At 63.5% G+C, this 16,138-nt stretch carries 17 protein-coding genes and 1 pseudogene; 9 read left to right on the top strand and 9 right to left on the bottom strand.

What is annotated here, in order from left to right; genetic code table 11:
• Positions 1 to 42: 42 nt before the first annotated feature.
• On the bottom strand, positions 43 to 519 hold the full coding sequence (locus tag MAFF_RS09855; RefSeq protein WP_157865957.1) for a hypothetical protein: 477 nt from the start codon (positions 517 to 519) through the stop codon (positions 43 to 45).
• A gap of 278 nt (positions 520 to 797) precedes the next feature.
• On the opposite strand from MAFF_RS09855, the gene MAFF_RS09850 reads away from it, so the two are divergent.
• The 7 genes from MAFF_RS09850 (at position 798) to MAFF_RS36615 (ending at position 8,004) form a co-directional block, all read left to right on the top strand.
• Positions 798 to 1,226, top strand: a complete 429-nt coding sequence (locus MAFF_RS09850) for an MbcA/ParS/Xre antitoxin family protein (RefSeq protein ID WP_027044333.1) — start codon at positions 798 to 800, stop codon at positions 1,224 to 1,226.
• Positions 1,220 to 1,918 (top strand): RES family NAD+ phosphorylase, encoded by a 699-nt coding sequence (locus MAFF_RS09845; RefSeq protein WP_044548199.1) that lies wholly within the window; start codon positions 1,220 to 1,222, stop codon positions 1,916 to 1,918. Before MAFF_RS09850 ends, MAFF_RS09845 begins: the two co-directional genes overlap by 7 nt.
• A 169-nt stretch (positions 1,919 to 2,087) precedes the next feature.
• On the top strand, positions 2,088 to 2,378 hold the full coding sequence (locus tag MAFF_RS09840) for an ArsR/SmtB family transcription factor (RefSeq protein ID WP_032931173.1): 291 nt from the start codon (positions 2,088 to 2,090) through the stop codon (positions 2,376 to 2,378).
• Between the two features lie 43 nt (positions 2,379 to 2,421).
• Entirely contained in the window at positions 2,422 to 3,537 is a 1,116-nt protein-coding gene (locus MAFF_RS09835; protein WP_010910748.1) for an alkene reductase, read from the top strand.
• A gap of 258 nt (positions 3,538 to 3,795) precedes the next feature.
• Positions 3,796 to 5,751 carry a tetratricopeptide repeat protein gene (locus tag MAFF_RS09830; RefSeq protein WP_162034350.1) on the top strand — a complete coding sequence of 652 codons (1,956 nt, stop codon included), beginning with the start codon at positions 3,796 to 3,798 and terminating at the stop codon, positions 5,749 to 5,751.
• Positions 5,748 to 7,403, top strand: coding sequence for a tetratricopeptide repeat protein (locus MAFF_RS09825; protein ID WP_010910746.1), 1,656 nt, complete (start codon positions 5,748 to 5,750; stop codon positions 7,401 to 7,403). The genes MAFF_RS09830 and MAFF_RS09825 overlap by 4 nt, the downstream gene beginning before the upstream one ends.
• Positions 7,404 to 7,473: 70 nt before the next feature.
• A complete protein-coding gene (locus MAFF_RS36615) occupies positions 7,474 to 8,004 on the top strand; it encodes a DUF6314 family protein (protein ID WP_048894784.1) in 531 nt (176 codons plus the stop codon).
• A 73-nt stretch (positions 8,005 to 8,077) separates the two neighbouring features.
• Here MAFF_RS36615 and MAFF_RS09815 read toward each other — a convergent pair whose 3' ends face one another.
• The 7 genes from MAFF_RS09815 to MAFF_RS09785 all read right to left on the bottom strand — a co-directional run bounded on the left by MAFF_RS09815 (position 8,078) and on the right by MAFF_RS09785 (position 14,051).
• Positions 8,078 to 8,836: an amino acid ABC transporter ATP-binding protein gene (locus tag MAFF_RS09815; protein ID WP_080512054.1), complete on the bottom strand. Its 759-nt coding sequence runs from the start codon at positions 8,834 to 8,836 to the stop codon at positions 8,078 to 8,080.
• A gap of 41 nt (positions 8,837 to 8,877) precedes the next feature.
• Positions 8,878 to 9,552 (bottom strand): amino acid ABC transporter permease, encoded by a 675-nt coding sequence (locus MAFF_RS09810; RefSeq protein ID WP_010910743.1) that lies wholly within the window; start codon positions 9,550 to 9,552, stop codon positions 8,878 to 8,880.
• On the bottom strand, positions 9,549 to 10,220 hold the full coding sequence (locus MAFF_RS09805) for an amino acid ABC transporter permease (RefSeq protein ID WP_032931169.1): 672 nt from the start codon (positions 10,218 to 10,220) through the stop codon (positions 9,549 to 9,551). Before MAFF_RS09805 ends, MAFF_RS09810 begins: the two co-directional genes overlap by 4 nt.
• Positions 10,221 to 10,344: 124 nt before the next feature.
• Positions 10,345 to 11,133: an ABC transporter substrate-binding protein gene (locus MAFF_RS09800; RefSeq protein ID WP_010910742.1), complete on the bottom strand. Its 789-nt coding sequence runs from the start codon at positions 11,131 to 11,133 to the stop codon at positions 10,345 to 10,347.
• 104 nt (positions 11,134 to 11,237) lie between these two features.
• Positions 11,238 to 12,398 (bottom strand): saccharopine dehydrogenase family protein, encoded by a 1,161-nt coding sequence (locus MAFF_RS09795; RefSeq protein ID WP_010910741.1) that lies wholly within the window; start codon positions 12,396 to 12,398, stop codon positions 11,238 to 11,240.
• A complete protein-coding gene (locus tag MAFF_RS09790; RefSeq protein ID WP_010910740.1) occupies positions 12,395 to 12,895 on the bottom strand; it encodes an Lrp/AsnC family transcriptional regulator in 501 nt (166 codons plus the stop codon). Before MAFF_RS09790 ends, MAFF_RS09795 begins: the two co-directional genes overlap by 4 nt.
• Positions 12,896 to 13,154: 259 nt before the next feature.
• On the bottom strand, positions 13,155 to 14,051 hold the full coding sequence (locus MAFF_RS09785) for an AraC family transcriptional regulator (protein WP_010910739.1): 897 nt from the start codon (positions 14,049 to 14,051) through the stop codon (positions 13,155 to 13,157).
• Between the two features lie 135 nt (positions 14,052 to 14,186).
• Here MAFF_RS09785 and MAFF_RS09780 point away from each other — a divergent pair, with 135 nt between their 5' ends.
• On the top strand, positions 14,187 to 14,915 hold the full coding sequence (locus tag MAFF_RS09780; RefSeq protein WP_010910738.1) for an SDR family oxidoreductase: 729 nt from the start codon (positions 14,187 to 14,189) through the stop codon (positions 14,913 to 14,915).
• Here the strand turns inward: MAFF_RS09780 and MAFF_RS37585 are convergent.
• Positions 14,888 to 15,815: pseudogene (locus tag MAFF_RS37585) on the bottom strand (LysR substrate-binding domain-containing protein). The gene MAFF_RS09780 and the pseudogene MAFF_RS37585 sit on opposite strands and share 28 nt — an antisense overlap.
• A 125-nt stretch (positions 15,816 to 15,940) precedes the next feature.
• On the opposite strand from MAFF_RS37585, the gene MAFF_RS09770 reads away from it, so the two are divergent.
• Positions 15,941 to 16,135: a hypothetical protein gene (locus MAFF_RS09770; protein WP_044548195.1), complete on the top strand. Its 195-nt coding sequence runs from the start codon at positions 15,941 to 15,943 to the stop codon at positions 16,133 to 16,135.
• Positions 16,136 to 16,138: the final 3 nt, after the last annotated feature.

Below are 16,138 nucleotides of genomic sequence, written 5' to 3'. Positions count from 1 at the left end.
TGGACACGAACAATGGCGTCGTCGATCATCTGCATCTTGCCGTCAGTCTCGCGCTACGGGCTTGGGCGTAAAGCTGAATTGGACCTTGTCGTTCAAACCTATGGCGACGTGGACATCTGCGGTGTCTGATAGGGAACTGAAAGTTATCTGTCTAAAGTCGGTGGTTCTGCGCGGACCGAGACCGACGGGTTCTGTGGAACTGATTCCGGCTGGATGGTCGAAGTCCGGTGGCCCAAAAGCTCCCACAACATCGTCCACCGTCTTCAGGCCGTTTGTCGCCTTCCTAAGCTTTTCAAATTCTTCTTTGGTCACATGCATGAAAAGCTCGTCCCTGCGTGAGGCTGGCGTTTGTCCGCCGCAGAAGATGCAGTGATAGATCAAGACCTGCTGCTGACCAGTTCCAACGATGTGATACTCATTGAGCTCAGCATCGAACACGATAGGAATCGACGGTTCCTTGGAAAGCGTTTCAAGTGCCCCGCATTCACATCTGGGAGCCTCGGAATTAAGCGCACTCACCAACTCGCCTCCATGTCTGATCGAACAATAGATAGGACGCCCAGAAGCATCCCCAAATTTCTAGCAGAACGGGCGCTTGCAGCGTAACCCTCGGCTTCTACTTCGCATTTATGAGTTCCCAGCCTAGGTCTCGCTGAATTCTCCAAGAGCCGAGTCATCCTCTTTCCTTCTGGGCGTCGCCGAGCTGCGTGGGGAGAGAAACCCAAGTATGTTGCAGCCCTCATCCTTGCCAATTGGCAAATACATGCTATATCTCTGCCAATAGCAGGGTGAGCAACATGCAGCTTCAGTCCATCGTCACCACGCCGGCCACGGTCGGCAGCGCCATTTCGGAAGAAGAGGCGGGCGCGCTGGCGCGCACCACGGTCAACCTGTTCAAGGCGTGGAACCTCACCGACCTCGAGGCCTGCATCCTGCTCGGCGGCATGTCGGCGCGCACTTGGGCACGTTGGAAGACTGGGGCACGCTGGAAGGAAGGCGGCATCGGCCGGATCGACCGTGACCTGCGCACCCGCATGGCGCATCTGATGGGCATCCACAAGGGCCTGCGCTATCTCTTCACCGAGCCGGCGCGCGGCTATGCCTGGATCCGCAAGCCCAATGCCACGTTCGGCGGCCAGTCGGCGCTCGACCTGATGCTGCGCGGCGAAATCTCCGACCTTGCCGCCATGCGCGAATGGCTCGATGCGGAGCGTGGTGCATGGTGAGTGGGCTTGCGGTCCGGCGCCGCGTCCACTGGCCCCAGACGTTTCGCATCATCCGCTCCATCCATCCGCCGATCGACCTGTTCGAGGACATTGCCGACCCGCGCGACTGGGAGGCGCTTGCCGCCGTCGAGGAGAAGACCAACCCGCGGATCCGGCTGGAGATCGGCGACCTCGGCAAGGTCACGGCGGCAAGGCGGGTGTCAGGCCCTGGCGCCAGCTTCGTCATGGCGCCCTTCGTGCATTGTTCGACGCTGCGGCCCGGGCGTTTTTCCGACGGCAGCTACGGCCTCTATTATGCCGGCGACAGCGAGGATGTGGCTCTCGCCGAGACCATCCACCACCACCAGAATTTCATGCGTGCCACCAATGAGGATCCCGGCTGGACGGCGGACTTTCGCGTGCTGATCGGCAGCGTCGACCGCGACCTCGACGACGTCAACGCGGTGCCCGGTGTGCTCGACCCGGACGATTACACCGCTTCGCAGGCGGAGGGGCGGGCGCTGCGGGCAGGGGGCAGCGACGGACTTGTCTGGAACAGCGTGCGCATGCCGGACGGACAATGCATCGGCATCTTCTGGCCCGATGTCATCCCCGTGCCGGTGCAGGGCCGGCACTACTCCTACCACTGGGACGGCAAGCGCGTGGATTTCGTGCGCCAGCATGATACGGGCAAGGTGCTGGCGGTGACATGACGCGATGGCGGCGCATTCGCCGCGGAGGCTGGCGCCCGGCGGCGCTATTTCGGTTTCATGCTATGTTCGGAGACCAACTTGCTCCGATTGCCTTCGAAAATGGCATGGATTTCCTGCCATATCGGCTCTACCCGATCTATATATTGGATGAGATCGATGCGAGGTGAAGATGGACCGCGACATCATATTGAAGGCACTGGCGCATCCGTTTCGACGCGATGTCCTGGCGTGGCTGAAGGAGCCTGAACAGCACTTCGCCGCGCAGGCGCATCCGCTCGAGATGGGTGTCTGCGCCAGCCAGTTCGACCATCGCGGCCTGGCGCAGTCCAGCGTCTCGGCGCATCTGGCGACGCTGGCATCGGCCGACCTCGTGACGACGCGTCGGGTCGGCCAATGGGTGTTCTACAAGCGCAACGAAGAAACCATCGCCGCCTTTCAGGCCGCCTTGTCCGATCTCTGACGATCCTCCCCCGATCCCCCAGAATGCATGAAAGGCATTTCTCATGACTACCCTGTTTGATCCCTTGCGGGCCGGCGACCTGACGCTGGCGAACCGCATCGTCATGGCGCCGCTGACGCGCAATCGCTCGCCCAATGCGGTGCCCGGCGACCTCTCGGTGACCTATTACAGCCAGCGCGCCACGGCTGGTCTCATCGTGACCGAGGCCACCGCCATCAGCCATCAGGGCCAGGGCTATGCCAACGTGCCCGGCCTCTATGGCGCGGATCAGCTGGCCGGCTGGAGGCGTGTCACGGACGCCGTCCATAGAGGCGGCGGCAAGATTGTGGTGCAGCTCTGGCATGTCGGGCGCATCTCGCACAACACATTGCAGCCCGGCGGCGGCAAGCCGGTGGCGCCGTCGGCGATCAGGGCAAACTCCAAGACCTTCCTGGTCAAGCCGGATGGCAGCGGCGAGTTCGCCGAGACCTCCGAGCCGCGCGCGCTCGATGCGGCCGAACTTCCCGGCATCGTCGATGATTTCCGCCGCGCCGCCAAGGCGGCGATCGAGGTGGCGGGTTTCGACGGCGTCGAGATCCATGGCGCCAACGGATATCTCATCGACCAGTTCCTGCGTTCAGGCACCAATCATCGTAACGACGCGTATGGCGGGTCGATCGAGAACCGGACGCGCTTCCTGTTCGAGGTGGTCGACGCGGTCACGGGCGCAGTCGGTGCCGGCAGGACCGGGATCAGGCTGTCGCCGGTGACGCCCGCCAACGACGCTTCGGATAGCGATCCGCAGCCGCTGTTCAACCATGTGGTGGCGGGCCTCGGAGGTCGCGGGCTGGCCTATATCCACATCGTCGAAGGCGCGACCGGCGGCGCGCGCGACTTCAGCCAGGGCGACAGGCCGTTCGATTACGAGGAACTCAAGGCCACCTATCGCAAGGCCGGCGGCGCTGGCGCCTGGCTGGTGAACAATGGCTACGACAAGGAACTGGCCGAAAAAGCGGTCGGTGACGGCTATGCCGAGCTTGTCGCGTTCGGCAAGCTGTTCATCGCCAACCCCGACCTCGTCAGCCGGCTGAAGCGCAATGCCGAACTGAATGCCCCTGACAAGGCGACGTTCTATGGCGGCGATGCCAGGGGCTATACGGATTACCCGACGGCGGCCTGAGCCGCCCATCCCAGACGGTGTGCTCCTTTGCTTGCACACAAGGCAGCCGGCTCCTCAATGAGGGGCCGGTTTGGCTGCTATGCTGGTCCGCGGCCAGATTGAACATCTTGCCGGGACGTTAAGACCAGGCCTGACCGGATTTCTTTTCCACGGTGACTTGCGGCGACCAGGAATTTGCCTGATCAAGTCGGCATAAGGCCAACAACCAGTAATTGCGATCCAGATTCCGCTGACATGATGCTTCATGGATTTTTGCGATTGGCTGCGGGGGCAGGGCGGTCTCTGGCTGTTCCTGCGATCCTGCTCGCACTCGGCGCTCCCGCCCAGGCTGGAAGCCTTCTGGAGGATTGCGCGAACGACAAGCTTACACCGCCCAACCGGATCGTCGCCTGCACCAATGTGCTGGAGGACAAGGCCGCTTCGGCGAGCGACCAGGCCGTTGCCTATTTCAACCGCGCCAACGCGCTGGACAGGAACGGCGAGTTCGACCGTGCCATCGCCGACTACGACAAGGCGATCGCCTTCAATCCCAAAGACGCCGAGGCTTTCAACAACCGGGGGCTGATCTGGGGCCACAAGAAGGATTTTGACCGCGCCCTGGCCGACTATGACAAGGCGATCGAGCTCAATCCGCAGATTGCCATTGCCTATGCCAACCGCGGCCTGATCTGGAACGATATAAAGCACGACTATGTGAAGGCCATCGCCGATTTCGACAAGGCGATCCGCCTCGATCCGGAAAACAACGGCCTGTACAATCTTCGCGGCAATGCCTATCTGCGCAAGGGCGACTACGACCAGGCCATCACCAGCTACAGCCAGGCGATCTTTCTCGACTCGCAAGATCCGAACCAGTATTTCAACCTCGGGCTGGCCTGGACCACCAAGGGCAATCTGGAGCGCGCCATAGCGGATTACAGCCAGGCGATCAGCCTCGATGCGAACCATGCCGAAGCCTATCGCTGGCGCGCCGACGCCTGGGTGAAGCGAGGCGATACGGACCAGGCCCTGTCGGACTATACCGAGGCGATCAGGCTCGATCCCGGCGACGCCGAGACGTTCCGCAACCGCGCCAGGATCTGGGAGCGCAAACGGGACTACGACCGCGCCATCGCGGATTACGATCAGGCGATCGCCTTCGCTCCGAACGACGCGGTGGCCTACAATGGCCGTGGCTGGATGTGGTCGCTGAAACATGAGACCGACCGCGCCATCGTTGACTATGTCAAGGCAACCGCCTTCGATCCGAACTATGTGCTGGCTTACGACAATCTGGGCCTGGCGTGGTGGGATAAGGGCGACCTTGACCGTGCCATATCGGCCTTCGACCAGGCCGTGATCGTCGATCCGAAATATGCGCCGGCCTATAATGACAGGGGGCTCGCGCGGATGGACAAGAACCAGTACGACCTTGCCATCGCCGACTACAATATGGCGATCCTGATCGACGCCGGATTTGTCAGCGCTTACCGCAACCGGGGCAATGCCTGGAACCGGAAGGGCCAGTTCGACTACGCCATAGCCGACTTCGACCAGGCGATCGATCACGACCCGGACGATGCCGACGCCTATGTCGGCCGGGGCCGCAGCAGGATCTACAAGGCAGACTATACTAAGGCCATCGCCGATCTGGATCAGGCGATCCGCATCGGACCCAAAAGCGCTAGAGCCCACGACACGCGCGGCCTGGCGATGGTCTACAAGGCCGACTATGCCGGCGCGCTGGCCGATTATGATGAAGCGATCCGCCTCAGCCCGAAAAATGCCAGCGCCTACCGGAACCGGGGCATTGCCAGCTTCTATTTCGGCCCGCCCGCCAAGGCGCAGGCCGACTTCGAGCAGGCGGCCGCGATCAAGCCCGGGGATTCCTATCATGCGATCTGGCTCGATCTCGCGCGGCGGCGCAACGGGCAGCCCTCCATCCTTGTGGATGCCAAGCTCGACATGACGAGATGGCCGGCGGCGGTGGTTCGCCTGCTGCTTGGCCAGCAGACGCCGGAGGCCACGCTCCTCGCCGCCGACAATCCGGATGCGACGAAGAAAAGCGAGCAGCTCTGCGAGGCGAATTTCTACGTCGCGGAGTTCCAGCGGCTGCAACACCATGATGAGGAGGCGTTGCGGCTCTACCGGCTGGCCCTTGGCGGCTGTCCTCGCGATTTCATCGAGTACACCGCCGCCACCAGCGCACTGCGCGTGATGGGCAAGGCGCCATGAGGTTCCACTGGCGTTCCGGCCTGACTGCTGTGGCAGTGATGTTCGCGCTCGGCACTGCGGCGACGGCTGCCGGCAAGGACCATGCCGACTGTGTCAATGAAGGGGTGGAGGCTGCCCACAAGATTGCCGCTTGCACGGCAATCATCGAAGACAAGGCGGAAGCTTCGGACAACCGCGCCGCGGCCTATTTCAATCGCGCCGGCGCTCTCATCAGGAGAGGCGACAACGACGATGCGTTCGCCGACTACGACAAGGCGATCGGCATCAACCCGGAGTTGTCGGCCGCCTACTATAACAACGGCATCATCCTGGTGCTCAAGGGCGACTATGACCGGGCGATAACCTATCTGGACCAGGCAATCTTCCTCGATCCGGACAACGCCGAATTCTACTACAACAGAGGCGTTGCCTGGTCCTACAAGGGCAATGACGAGCGTGCCATCGCCGACTACGACGCCGCGATCAAGCTCAATCCCGGAGATGCCAGGGCCTATCACAACCGGGGCCTGAACTGGGCACGGAAAGGCGATAAGGAGCGCGCCATAGCCGACTACAGCCAGGCCATCTCGCTCGATCCAAAGAATGCCAGCTCATACAACAACCGGGGCGACGCCTGGGACAGCAAGGGCGACGATGATCGCGCGATGGCCGACTACAACCAGGTGATCATTCTCGATACGAAAAACGCCCATGCCTACTATCGTCGTGGCCTGATCTGGTCGCGCAAGGGTGACGATAGCAGGGCCATCGCGGACTATAGCCAGGTGATCAGCCTCGATCCGACAGACCCCAGCATCCGCTACAACAAAGGTCTGGCGTGGTTGCGCAAGGGCGACGGCGATCGCGCGATCGCCGATTTCGACGAGGCGATCCGCCTCGATCCCAAGATGGCCGCAGCCTACTACGACAGGGGCACCGAATGGCTCAGAAAGGGCGACAGGGACCGCGCCATCACCGACTATAGCGAGGTCATCACGCTCGAACCGACAAACGCCATGGCGCTGAACGATCGGGGTTTCGTCCTGAACGAGCTGGGTGAATACGAGCGTGCGCTTGCCGATCTCAACCGCGCGATCGGTCTCGATCCGAAGCAGGCAAAAATATACAGCAACCGGGCGATCGCCCGGGCGGCAAAAGGCGATTTCGCCCCAGCCCTGGCTGACTACAACCAGGCGATCGCGCTCGATCCGAACTTTCCCAACGCTTATGCGGGCCGGGGCTTCGTGAATTTCTATTCCGGAATGCTGGCAAAGGCAGAGCCCGATTTTGCCAAGGCGGCGGCGCTTGCGCCCGACAATGCCTATTTGGCGATCTGGCTCGACATCATCGACCGGCGCAGTGGCGGCACCAGTCATTTGCGGGAAGCAATTGCCAAGCTCGACATGTCGAAGTGGCCTGCGCCGGTGATCAAGATGCTGCTGGGGCAAAAGACATCCGCCGAGACCCTTGCCGATGCCGGCACCGGAGACTCCGCGCAAACAAGCGGGCAAGTGTGCGAGGCCAATTTCTACACCGCAGAACTCGACCGGTTGCAGGCCCGCAACGAAGAAGCCGTGCGGCTTTACCGTCTCGCCGCCAGGACCTGCCCCAAGGGTTACATCGAATATCGTGGCGCCGTTGCCGGCCTGCGCTCGCTGGGTATGCTGCCATGATGCCTAGACTAAGTGCGCTGGTTGCGCTCTGTGTTCCTGCGGCCGCCGAGGACAGCGAAGATTGAGGACAATGGCAGATCATCTCGTCGGCGAGTGGAAAGTCCGCCGCACCATGATCGATTTCCTGGCCGGCGCGACTTACCGCTTCGCCGGCGACGCCGTGGTCACGGAAAATGCCTTCACCGAGCATGGAACCATGCGGATCGGCTCCCACGAAATGCCGGCAAGCCGACGCTATCGGCTCGAGCCGGGCGAGGGTTCGGTGCGCATCCTTCATGCCGACGGCCGCGACTTCATCGAGCTTGGGCCGGAGGCGGCGCAGACCATCCGCCATCTCTGCGGCGCCGATCTTTATGTCGGGCATTTCTTCTTTCGCAGGTCCGGCGAATGGGTGGAGGTCTGGCGGGTCAAAGGGCCGCGCAAGAATTATGCGAGCCTTGGGCGATTTCACCGACTGGCCGATCCATCGTCTCGCGTGCGCGAAGGGCATGGGGTTCGTGCCCTGCAGAACGCCCTCATTGCTGGCGAAGACTCTGGGGAACCCATTGCCTTCGACAGCACTGCCTTCCTGAGCGCGATGTGGGCCAAGCACGTCAGGTGAGTGCCGGTATATCGGTTCGGTGCCGGCCAAGGGGAAGCCCGACGTCTAAAGAAGGCTCTTATGCCGCCCGCCCTCAATGCCTGAGAATCTTGCTCAGGAAGGTGCGGCTGCGGTCGGTTTTGGGGTGTGAGAAGAACTCGTCGGGCGTGCCGCTTTCGACGATGGCGCCGGCGTCCATGAACACGACGCGCTGGGCGACCTTGCGGGCAAAGCCCATCTCGTGCGTCACCACCATCATGGTCATGCCTTCCTCGGCGACCGCCACCATGACGTCGAGCACTTCCGAAATCATCTCGGGGTCAAGCGCCGAGGTCGGTTCGTCGAACAGCATGATCTTGGGCCGCATGCCAAGGCAACGCGCGATCGCCACGCGCTGCTGCTGGCCGCCGGAGAGCTGTGCCGGGTAGGCGTTGACCTTGTCGGCCAGCCCGACCTTGGCCAGCAATTCGCGCCCGGCATGTTCGGCCTCGGCGCGGGGGATCTTGCGCACGTGGATCGGAGCGAGCGTTACGTTTTCGAGCGCGGTCTTGTGCGGGTAGAGGTTGAAGGACTGGAAGACGAAGCCGATCTCGGTGCGCAGCTGCGTCATGTTGGTGGCGGGGTCGCCGACACGCTGGCCGTCGACGACGAGGTCGCCATCCTTGATCGTCTCCAGGCCGTTGATGCAGCGGATCAGCGTGCTCTTGCCCGAGCCGCTCGGACCGCAGACGACGACCACTTCGCGCGGCTCGACGCTGAGCGTGATGTCCTTCAACACGTTGAGCGCGCCGAACCATTTGTTGACGCCGCGAAAGTCGATCATGCCGGTCTTGGTCAGGCCTGGTTGGGTCATGCCCGCTTTGGTCATAGTCGTTGGCCCTTCGGAGTTCGATGTCACAGCTGCACCTCGCCATGCGCCGCGCCCATGCGGCGTTCGAGCCGGCGGGCCAGCATGATGAGGGGATAGCAGACGATGAAATAGCCGACGCCGACCAGGAAGAAGACCAGCAGGCCGTTCGGCACGCGCTGCACCACCAGCCAGCCGACCCGGGTGAGGTCGGTCAGGCCGATGGCCGAGACGACGGAGGAATCCTTGATCAAGAGCACATATTGGCCGACCAGCGGCGGCATCACGATGCGCATCGCCTGCGGCAGCACCACCTGGCGCATGCGCTGCCAGCGCGACAGGCCGGACGCCAGCGCCGCCTCGACCTGACCGGTCGGCACCGACCGGATGCCGGCGGCGACGATCTCGCAGATGAAGCAGGCGGCGAGGTTGGTCAGCGCGATGATGCCGGCGGTGAAGGCGTCGAGCTCGATGCCGAATTCCGGCAGGATGAAGAAGATCAGGAAGATCTGCACCAGGAACGGCGTGCCGCGGATGAGGTCGACCCAGGCGCCGATGATGCCCGAGAGCAGCCTATTGCCGCCGGTGCGCAGGATGCCGAGACCGAAGCCGAGCACGGTGCCGAGCACCAGGCTGATCAGCGACAGCACGACGGTCATGCCGAGGCCACGCAAGGCGAGGGGATAGGAGCCGGCGAGGCTGAGGAATTGTTGCCAGATCATGCGCGCGCCCCCGCCGTGCCGAGCCAGCGGCCGGAGACAACAGCCAACCCTTTGAGGCCGTAGTAGAGCAGCAAATAGAAGGCGGCGATGGTGAGGAAGCCTTCGGCCGGCATGAAGCGGTCGGAGGCGAGCAACTGCCCGGCGCGCGTCAGCTCGGCAACCGAAATCAGCGACAGCAGCGCGGAATCCTTGACCAGCACGATCGCCTGGCCGAGCAACGGCGGGATCGTCACCTTGAAGGCCTGCGGCAGGACGACCAGGCGCATGCGCTGGACATAGGTCATGCCCGAGGCGACGCTGGCCTCGACCTGACCGCGCGGGATCGACAGGATGCCGGCGCGAATGATTTCAGCGATATAGGCGCCGCTGTTCAATGACAAAGCGAGGATGCCGACGACGAGTTCCGGCAGCACGAAGCCGAGCCGCGGCAGGCCGAAATAGAGGAAATAGAGCTGCGCCAGCAAGGGCGTGGCGCGCACGGCATCGATATAGGCCTTGGCCGGCGCGCGAAACAGCCAGCCGCGCTGCAGGCCCATGGCGCACAGGACGATGCCGACGATGAGCGCACCGACAAAGGAGATCGCCGACAGCCACACGGTCGTGACCAGGCCCTGCCCGAACAAAGGCAGGTATTCGACGATGGTGCGGAAACTGAAATTTTCGAGCATGGCTGCGTGGCGGTGTGAGTAGTGAGTAGGCAGTAGGCAGTAGGCAGTAGGCAGTAGGGAAATGTGTCGAATGGCTATTCACCATTCACTATTTCCTACTGCCTACTCACCAATCCCTAATTTCTCAGTGGTCTTTCTTCCAGGCGTCGGAATTCACCCAGTAGTCGAGGTTCTTCTGCAGGCGGCCGTCGATGGTGACCTGGTTGAGGAACAGGTTCATCCAGACCAGCAGGTCCGGCTCGTCATAGCGGGTGGCGAAGGCAAGCGGCTCCTTCGACAAGAGGTCCGGCATGATGGTGAAGCTGCCGGCCGGATAGGCGGTCGACTGGCCCTTGACCGCCGAGACGTCGTTGACGCCGCAATCGGCCTGGCCGTTGTTGACCGCGTCGAGCAGCAGCGGGCCGCCGCCCTTGTAGCTCTTGATGTCGGCATCGGGGAAGGCGGTCTTGGCTTCCTTTTCGCCGGTGGCGCCGAGCAGCACGGCGATCTTGGTGCCCTTGGCCTTGCAGTCCTCGGTGGTCTTGAACTTGCTGTCGGCCTTGGTGAAGACGGTGCTGCCCGTGTACATGTAGGGCGTGGTGAAGGCGACTTTCATGCCGCGCGCCAGCGTCGGCGTCATGTCGGCGACCAGAAGATCGGCTTTGCCCGAAAGCAGCGCCGGGATCAGGCCGTCCCAGTCGAAATCGAGGAATTTGATCTTCACACCCATTTCCTTGGCCATCAGCTCGGCGAGTTCGACCGAACTGCCGGTGCGTTCGCCATTGGCGCCGACCAACGAGAAGGGCGGTCCTTGCGTCTGCACGGCAACGCGCAATTCGCCGCGCTTGGTGATCTCGTCCAGCGTCCCGGCGCTGGCGGCAGCGGTCAAGCCCGCGAGCGCAAGTCCGGCGATGAAAAGTCTGGCAATCTTCATTTGGCATTCCTCCTTGTTTTATTGTTCCACGTTGTTGTTTCACCCTTCGGGGTGCTTTTTTGAGCGGCAGCGCCGTTGCCGGCGGCGGCCACCGTTCGAAATCCTCAGTCCCAGGCCACCGTCTCGGCAATTTTGATGCCGCGTTTGGCCAATTCGTCGAAGAAGGGTTCGTCGGGCACGTCGAGCAGCGGGTTCAAAAGGCCCGGCGTGATGATCTCGCGCCGCGCGAGCATCTGCGCCACGATGCTGGCGGGATAGCCGACGCCGAGGCTCATGCCGAACAGGCCCGACGCGAGGTCGCGCTCGATGATCAGATCGGATGTCACGGTCTTGGCGCGGCCGCCTTCGAGGCCGGAAAAGACATTGCGCATCACGCAAAGGTCCTTCTCGCCGGGGCCGTATTGCAGTTGCGGGCCGAGCAGCCGGCCGAGGAATTCGCGCGGGCTGCTGGAGGTGCCGGGCACCTTGTCCTCGGAGAGAAAACCAAGCTCCTTCAACGGCGCCCAGAAGGCCGACCATCCCGGCCAGCGCAACGTGTAGCGGCCGGAGCGGCGCAGCCCCTTTGCGGCGGGAAGCATCTCGACATAATGCAGCGCATCGCCATTGGGGAAGGCTTCCAGCCGGCCGAGGCCGGCGACTTCGATCTCATGGATGAAAGGGCTGTCATGCTGGCGGGCGGCGGGTACTTCGACGCGCTTGCCGTCCTCGATCATCACGCTGTCGCGGTTCTGGCTGACCAGGACCATGTCGAAGTTCCAGCTCACCTTGTAGCAAAGCGGCTTGGCCATCGCCTTCGGCTCGGGGATGCCGCCGCAATAGGAATCGATCGATGTGATCGCATCGAACTGTTTTGCGGCGCGGGCGTAGAGCACAAGGTCGATGCCGGGGTCGAGCCCGCATTCGGTCATGACCGAAACGCCGGCCCGTTCGGCTTCCGGCGCCAGGTCGGCGATGGCCTTGCCGTAATTGGTGGTGACCAGCGGCGTGCGGGTTGCGATCGCGGCTTGCACCGCCTCGCGCATCAGCGGCTGCGGCAGCAAATCGATGACGGAGTCGGCGTCAGCCAGCACATCGGCAAGCGCCGGTCCGATCGCGCCTTCTGGCACGACGAAGCGCACGCGGGAAAGGTCGGTCAGATCAGCCAGCCGGGCCGCGCCATCCGGCGCGGTATCGACGCAGATCACCTCATCGACACCGCTGGCGACGAGATCGGCGATGGCCGCCCGGCCTTGCAGGCCGAGGCCGCCGAGAACCGCGATCCTCATGCCGGCTCCTTGCGGTCGTCCGACCAGCAGCCTTCTGGCAGGCTGACCCATTTGTTGCAGGACGCCATGACGACGAAGGTCTCGCTGCGCACGACCTCGCCCGGCTCGCCGGCGCCCGGGATCAGCTCGCTGGTGACGCGGTAGAGGTCGGCGACGTCACCGGCCACCGTCACGTCGACGATGATGTCGAAGCGCCCGGTGACCACCGAAGCCGAGTTGACGAAGGGCAGTTCGGAAATGCGCTGCGCCAGTTCGCGGGCCCGGCCGCGCCCCTGAGCGTTGATGCCGACAATGGCCGAGATCAGTTCGGGCCGTTCGGTCAGGTTCAGCAGGCCGACGATCTTGAGCAGGTTGCGGTCGAGCAAATTGCGCAGCCGCGAGCGCACCGTGGGCACCGAAATCGCCAAGATCTCGGCGAGTCGGTTGATGCCCGGCTGCGCGTCCTGCGACAGCTGTTTGACCAGCCGCCGATCGGTCAGATCGAGATGTTCCCGCAAAGTGCCCGTCTTTCACAAATGAGAGAAATAGACGCCATTTTCTTTCTTATGTGAAAAGACAATATGGGAAATTTTTAACAACAGCAAGACCCGTATCGCCTCTGGGCTATGACCATCTCTTCTCCATTCAGGCAGGTGGGATCAAGCGCCTGGTGGTAGATCGGTCGAAGCCGACGCACGGGCCGCTCGAGGGCGCGGCGCACGGGCTGGCAAGGCGTGGTCTTCCCGCCTTGCTCTTGCATCTTCGAATTCAAGGGGATCAGGCGAGCTCGGTGGGCACCGGCGTGGCGCGCAGGCGGCCGACATCGCGCACCGGCGGTGCGCCGAAGAGGCGGGCATATTCGCGGGAGAACTGGGAAGCGCTTTCATAGCCGACGGAGAAGGCGACGCCGGCCGCATCGCCCGACGTGGCGAGCAGGCGGCGGCGCGCTTCGTTGAGGCGGATGCGCTTCTGGTACTGGATCGGCGTCATCGCCGTGACCGCCTTGAAGTGGCGGTGGAACACCGAGGCGCTCATGCCGGCCATGCGGGCAAGATCCTCGACGCGGAACGGCTCCGCATAGTGGTCGCGGATCCAGGCCAGCGCGCGGCGAATCTGCGACAGGCGGCTATCGGCGCCGGCAATCTGGCGCAGCATGGCGCCTTGCGGACCTTGCAGCAGCCGAAAGAGGATTTCGCGTTCGAGCAAGGGCGCCAGCACTGGGATTTCGGCCGGATGATCGATGAGCTCAATCATGCGCAGCCACGCATCGACCAGCGCCTCGTCGGCCCGGCTGACGGCAAAGCCATGGCCGATCGGCGCCTCGGCAACGGGCGGCATGTCGAGCAGCAGCGAGGCGATGAGCGTGGTGTCGAAGGCCAGGCTGACGGAGAGGTAGGGATGCTGTGGGCTGGCCTGCAAAACCCTGCCGACGGCCGGCACTTCGACCGCGGCAATGAAGTAGCGGCCGGCGTCGTAATGCAGCAGCTGATCGCCGATCATGACGGATTTGGCGCCCTGCAGGACCAGGCAAAGCCTTGGGTCGTAGAGCCCCAGCAACGGCCCGGTCGTCGCCTCGCCCTTCATGATGGCGACGCGGGGGATGCCGGTTTCGGTCAGCCGGCCGCGCGCATGGCGCATCACCAGCGCTTTGAGGTTGTCGAGCGATTTCATCACAGCCTGTAGATCGCATCGGCGCCGCCGGCAATCAAGCTCCCGGCAGGAATAGGCAAGAACTCACCAGTTTTCGGCACGCAGCTGCCAGCGGTCCGCCCCATCTCTGCCGCAGACCAACCACAGATCAAACTGGAGATGGACATGACAGACAAGACCGCATTGGTGACCGGTGCCAACAAGAGCATAGGCTACGAAACCGCGCGCCGGCTGGGCGAAGCGGGCTATAGGATTTGGCTGGGCAGCCGCGACAGGGAACGCGGCGAAGCTGCGGCGGCCGAGCTCAGGCAAAAGGGCCTTGATGTGCGCATGCTGGAGATCGACGTCGCCAGCGACGCCAGCGTCGAGGCCGCCGCCCTGCGCGTTTTTGAGGAGGACGGACGCCTCGATGCGCTCGTCAACAATGCCGGCATCCTGGGCTCCATGCTCGCTCCCAGTGAAGAGCCCATAGCCATCATCAAGGATGTCTACGAGGTCAACGTGTTCGGCCCGATCCGCACCACGCAGGCCTTCCTGCCGCTGCTCAAGGCCGCCCCGTGCGCCAATGTGGTGATGGTTTCCAGCGGGCTGGGGTCACTCGGCGGGTTGACCGATCCGGCCAGTGAGTTCTATGCGATCAATATCCTTGGCTACAACAGCTCCAAGACGGCGCTCAACGCCGCCACCGTTGCCTTCTCGAAGGAGTTTGCCGCAGCGGGTATTAAGGTCAATTCGGCCGATCCCGGCTATACCGCGACGGACTTCAACGGACACAGCGGCTACCGCACCGTGGGGCAGGCGGCCGAGATCATTGTTCGCCTGGCGACCCTGGACAAAAACGGTCCGACCGGCGGCTATTTCTATGATGAGGGTCCGTTGCCCTGGTAACGGCCCGGCAGGCCACCCGTTTCGGCTCCGGCCAGGGCCGCGGCCAGCAGCTTTGCCTGCGGTGTCAACTCGTCGAAGCTGCGGGCGCACAAATTGAGCTGCCGCGTGGCCCAGTCGTCGCTGAGCCGCAAGCTGCGCAATGTGCGGGGCGAGCGGCGCCGCACTCTCCGGCACGATGGCGATGCCGGCGCCTTGCGCGACCAGCCGGCAGACATTGTCGAGGCCGGGCACGCGGATGCGGATGTGCAGATGGCGGCCCAGGCGTGCGGCCTGGCGGTTGATGTGCTCCTGCAGGGCGTGGCCGAGGCTGAGGCCAACAAAGGATTCGCCCAGCATGTCGGCGAGGCTGGCGCTATGCCGGCCGGCAAGCCCCGGCCAGTTCCGCGCGAGGATCACCACCAGCCGGTCGATGAAGAACGGTTTCTGTTCGAGATGCGAGAGGCCGGCCCAGGTCGCGGCGATGCCGAGATCGGCCGCACCGCTCGCCACCGCCTCGGCGATCTCGTGGCTGGGGCGCTCGTCCAAATCAATGTCGATGCCGGGATGCGCGACGAGGAAGGCCGGCAGGATGTCACGCAAAAGCTCGGCCGTGGCGGCGGTGTTGGCCATCAGCCGGACACGGGCGCGCAGGCCGCCGGCATAGGCGCGGAGGTCGCCGGCCATCGCCTCGATCTGGTTCTGCACGGCGCGCGCATGATGCAGCAGCGCCTGGCCGGCCGCCGTCGGCACCACGCCGCGGCGGCGGCGTTCCAGCAGCGGCGCGCCGAGCCGCTCCTCCATGCCTTTGATGCGGGCGCTCGCCGAGGCCAGCGCCAGCCCGGCAAGCTCGGCGCCGTGGGTGATGCTGCCGCGCTCGGCCACCAGCAGGAACAGCCGGAGATCGGTGAGATCGAAGCGCATTTCTTGCTCCCTGCGAGGTGCATGGCGTTGGCTTCAGCCTTCGGCCTGGACGAAGGCTGACAGCGCAACTTCCACATTGTGCGCGGGCCCGATGTCCGTCAAATCTTTTGCGATGGAGATTTGCGATGAGCGAAAAGGCGACGGGCCGGCTCGGTATTCTTGAAGGCATGTCGATCGTGCTGGCGGTCGCCGTGGCCTCGCTTGCCATGGCGCAGGCACAGCCTGGCCCGCGCGGATGCACGACGACTGTTCCCGCCAGCCACAATGCCGTGCCGGCAAAACCGGATGCCGATGCCGCTGACATGCTGCTGCATGATTGATCC

The organism is Mesorhizobium japonicum MAFF 303099 (assembly GCF_000009625.1).
GTDB classification, from domain to species: Bacteria; Pseudomonadota; Alphaproteobacteria; order Rhizobiales; family Rhizobiaceae; genus Mesorhizobium; species Mesorhizobium japonicum.
Note: the sequence above shows the minus strand (reverse complement) of the source record. Positions and strands in the feature narration are given on the sequence as shown.

Bases quoted from the DNA above. Each gene is read 5' to 3' on its own strand.
- MAFF_RS09770 (WP_044548195.1), top strand. From the start codon at position 15,941: ATGAGCGAAAAGGCGACGGGCCGGCTCGGTATTCTTGAAGGCATGTCG.
- MAFF_RS09780 (WP_010910738.1), top strand. From the start codon at position 14,187: ATGGACATGACAGACAAGACCGCATTGGTGACCGGTGCCAACAAGAGC.
- MAFF_RS09810 (WP_010910743.1), bottom strand. From the start codon at position 9,552: ATGATCTGGCAACAATTCCTCAGCCTCGCCGGCTCCTATCCCCTCGCC.
- MAFF_RS09835 (WP_010910748.1), top strand. From the start codon at position 2,422: ATGACTACCCTGTTTGATCCCTTGCGGGCCGGCGACCTGACGCTGGCG.
- MAFF_RS09840 (WP_032931173.1), top strand. From the start codon at position 2,088: ATGGACCGCGACATCATATTGAAGGCACTGGCGCATCCGTTTCGACGC.
- MAFF_RS09800 (WP_010910742.1), bottom strand. From the start codon at position 11,133: ATGAAGATTGCCAGACTTTTCATCGCCGGACTTGCGCTCGCGGGCTTG.
- MAFF_RS09825 (WP_010910746.1), top strand. From the start codon at position 5,748: ATGAGGTTCCACTGGCGTTCCGGCCTGACTGCTGTGGCAGTGATGTTC.
- MAFF_RS09795 (WP_010910741.1), bottom strand. From the start codon at position 12,398: ATGAGGATCGCGGTTCTCGGCGGCCTCGGCCTGCAAGGCCGGGCGGCC.
- MAFF_RS09850 (WP_027044333.1), top strand. From the start codon at position 798: ATGCAGCTTCAGTCCATCGTCACCACGCCGGCCACGGTCGGCAGCGCC.
- MAFF_RS36615 (WP_048894784.1), top strand. From the start codon at position 7,474: ATGGCAGATCATCTCGTCGGCGAGTGGAAAGTCCGCCGCACCATGATC.
- MAFF_RS09805 (WP_032931169.1), bottom strand. From the start codon at position 10,220: ATGCTCGAAAATTTCAGTTTCCGCACCATCGTCGAATACCTGCCTTTG.
- MAFF_RS09815 (WP_080512054.1), bottom strand. From the start codon at position 8,836: ATGACCCAACCAGGCCTGACCAAGACCGGCATGATCGACTTTCGCGGC.
- MAFF_RS09845 (WP_044548199.1), top strand. From the start codon at position 1,220: ATGGTGAGTGGGCTTGCGGTCCGGCGCCGCGTCCACTGGCCCCAGACG.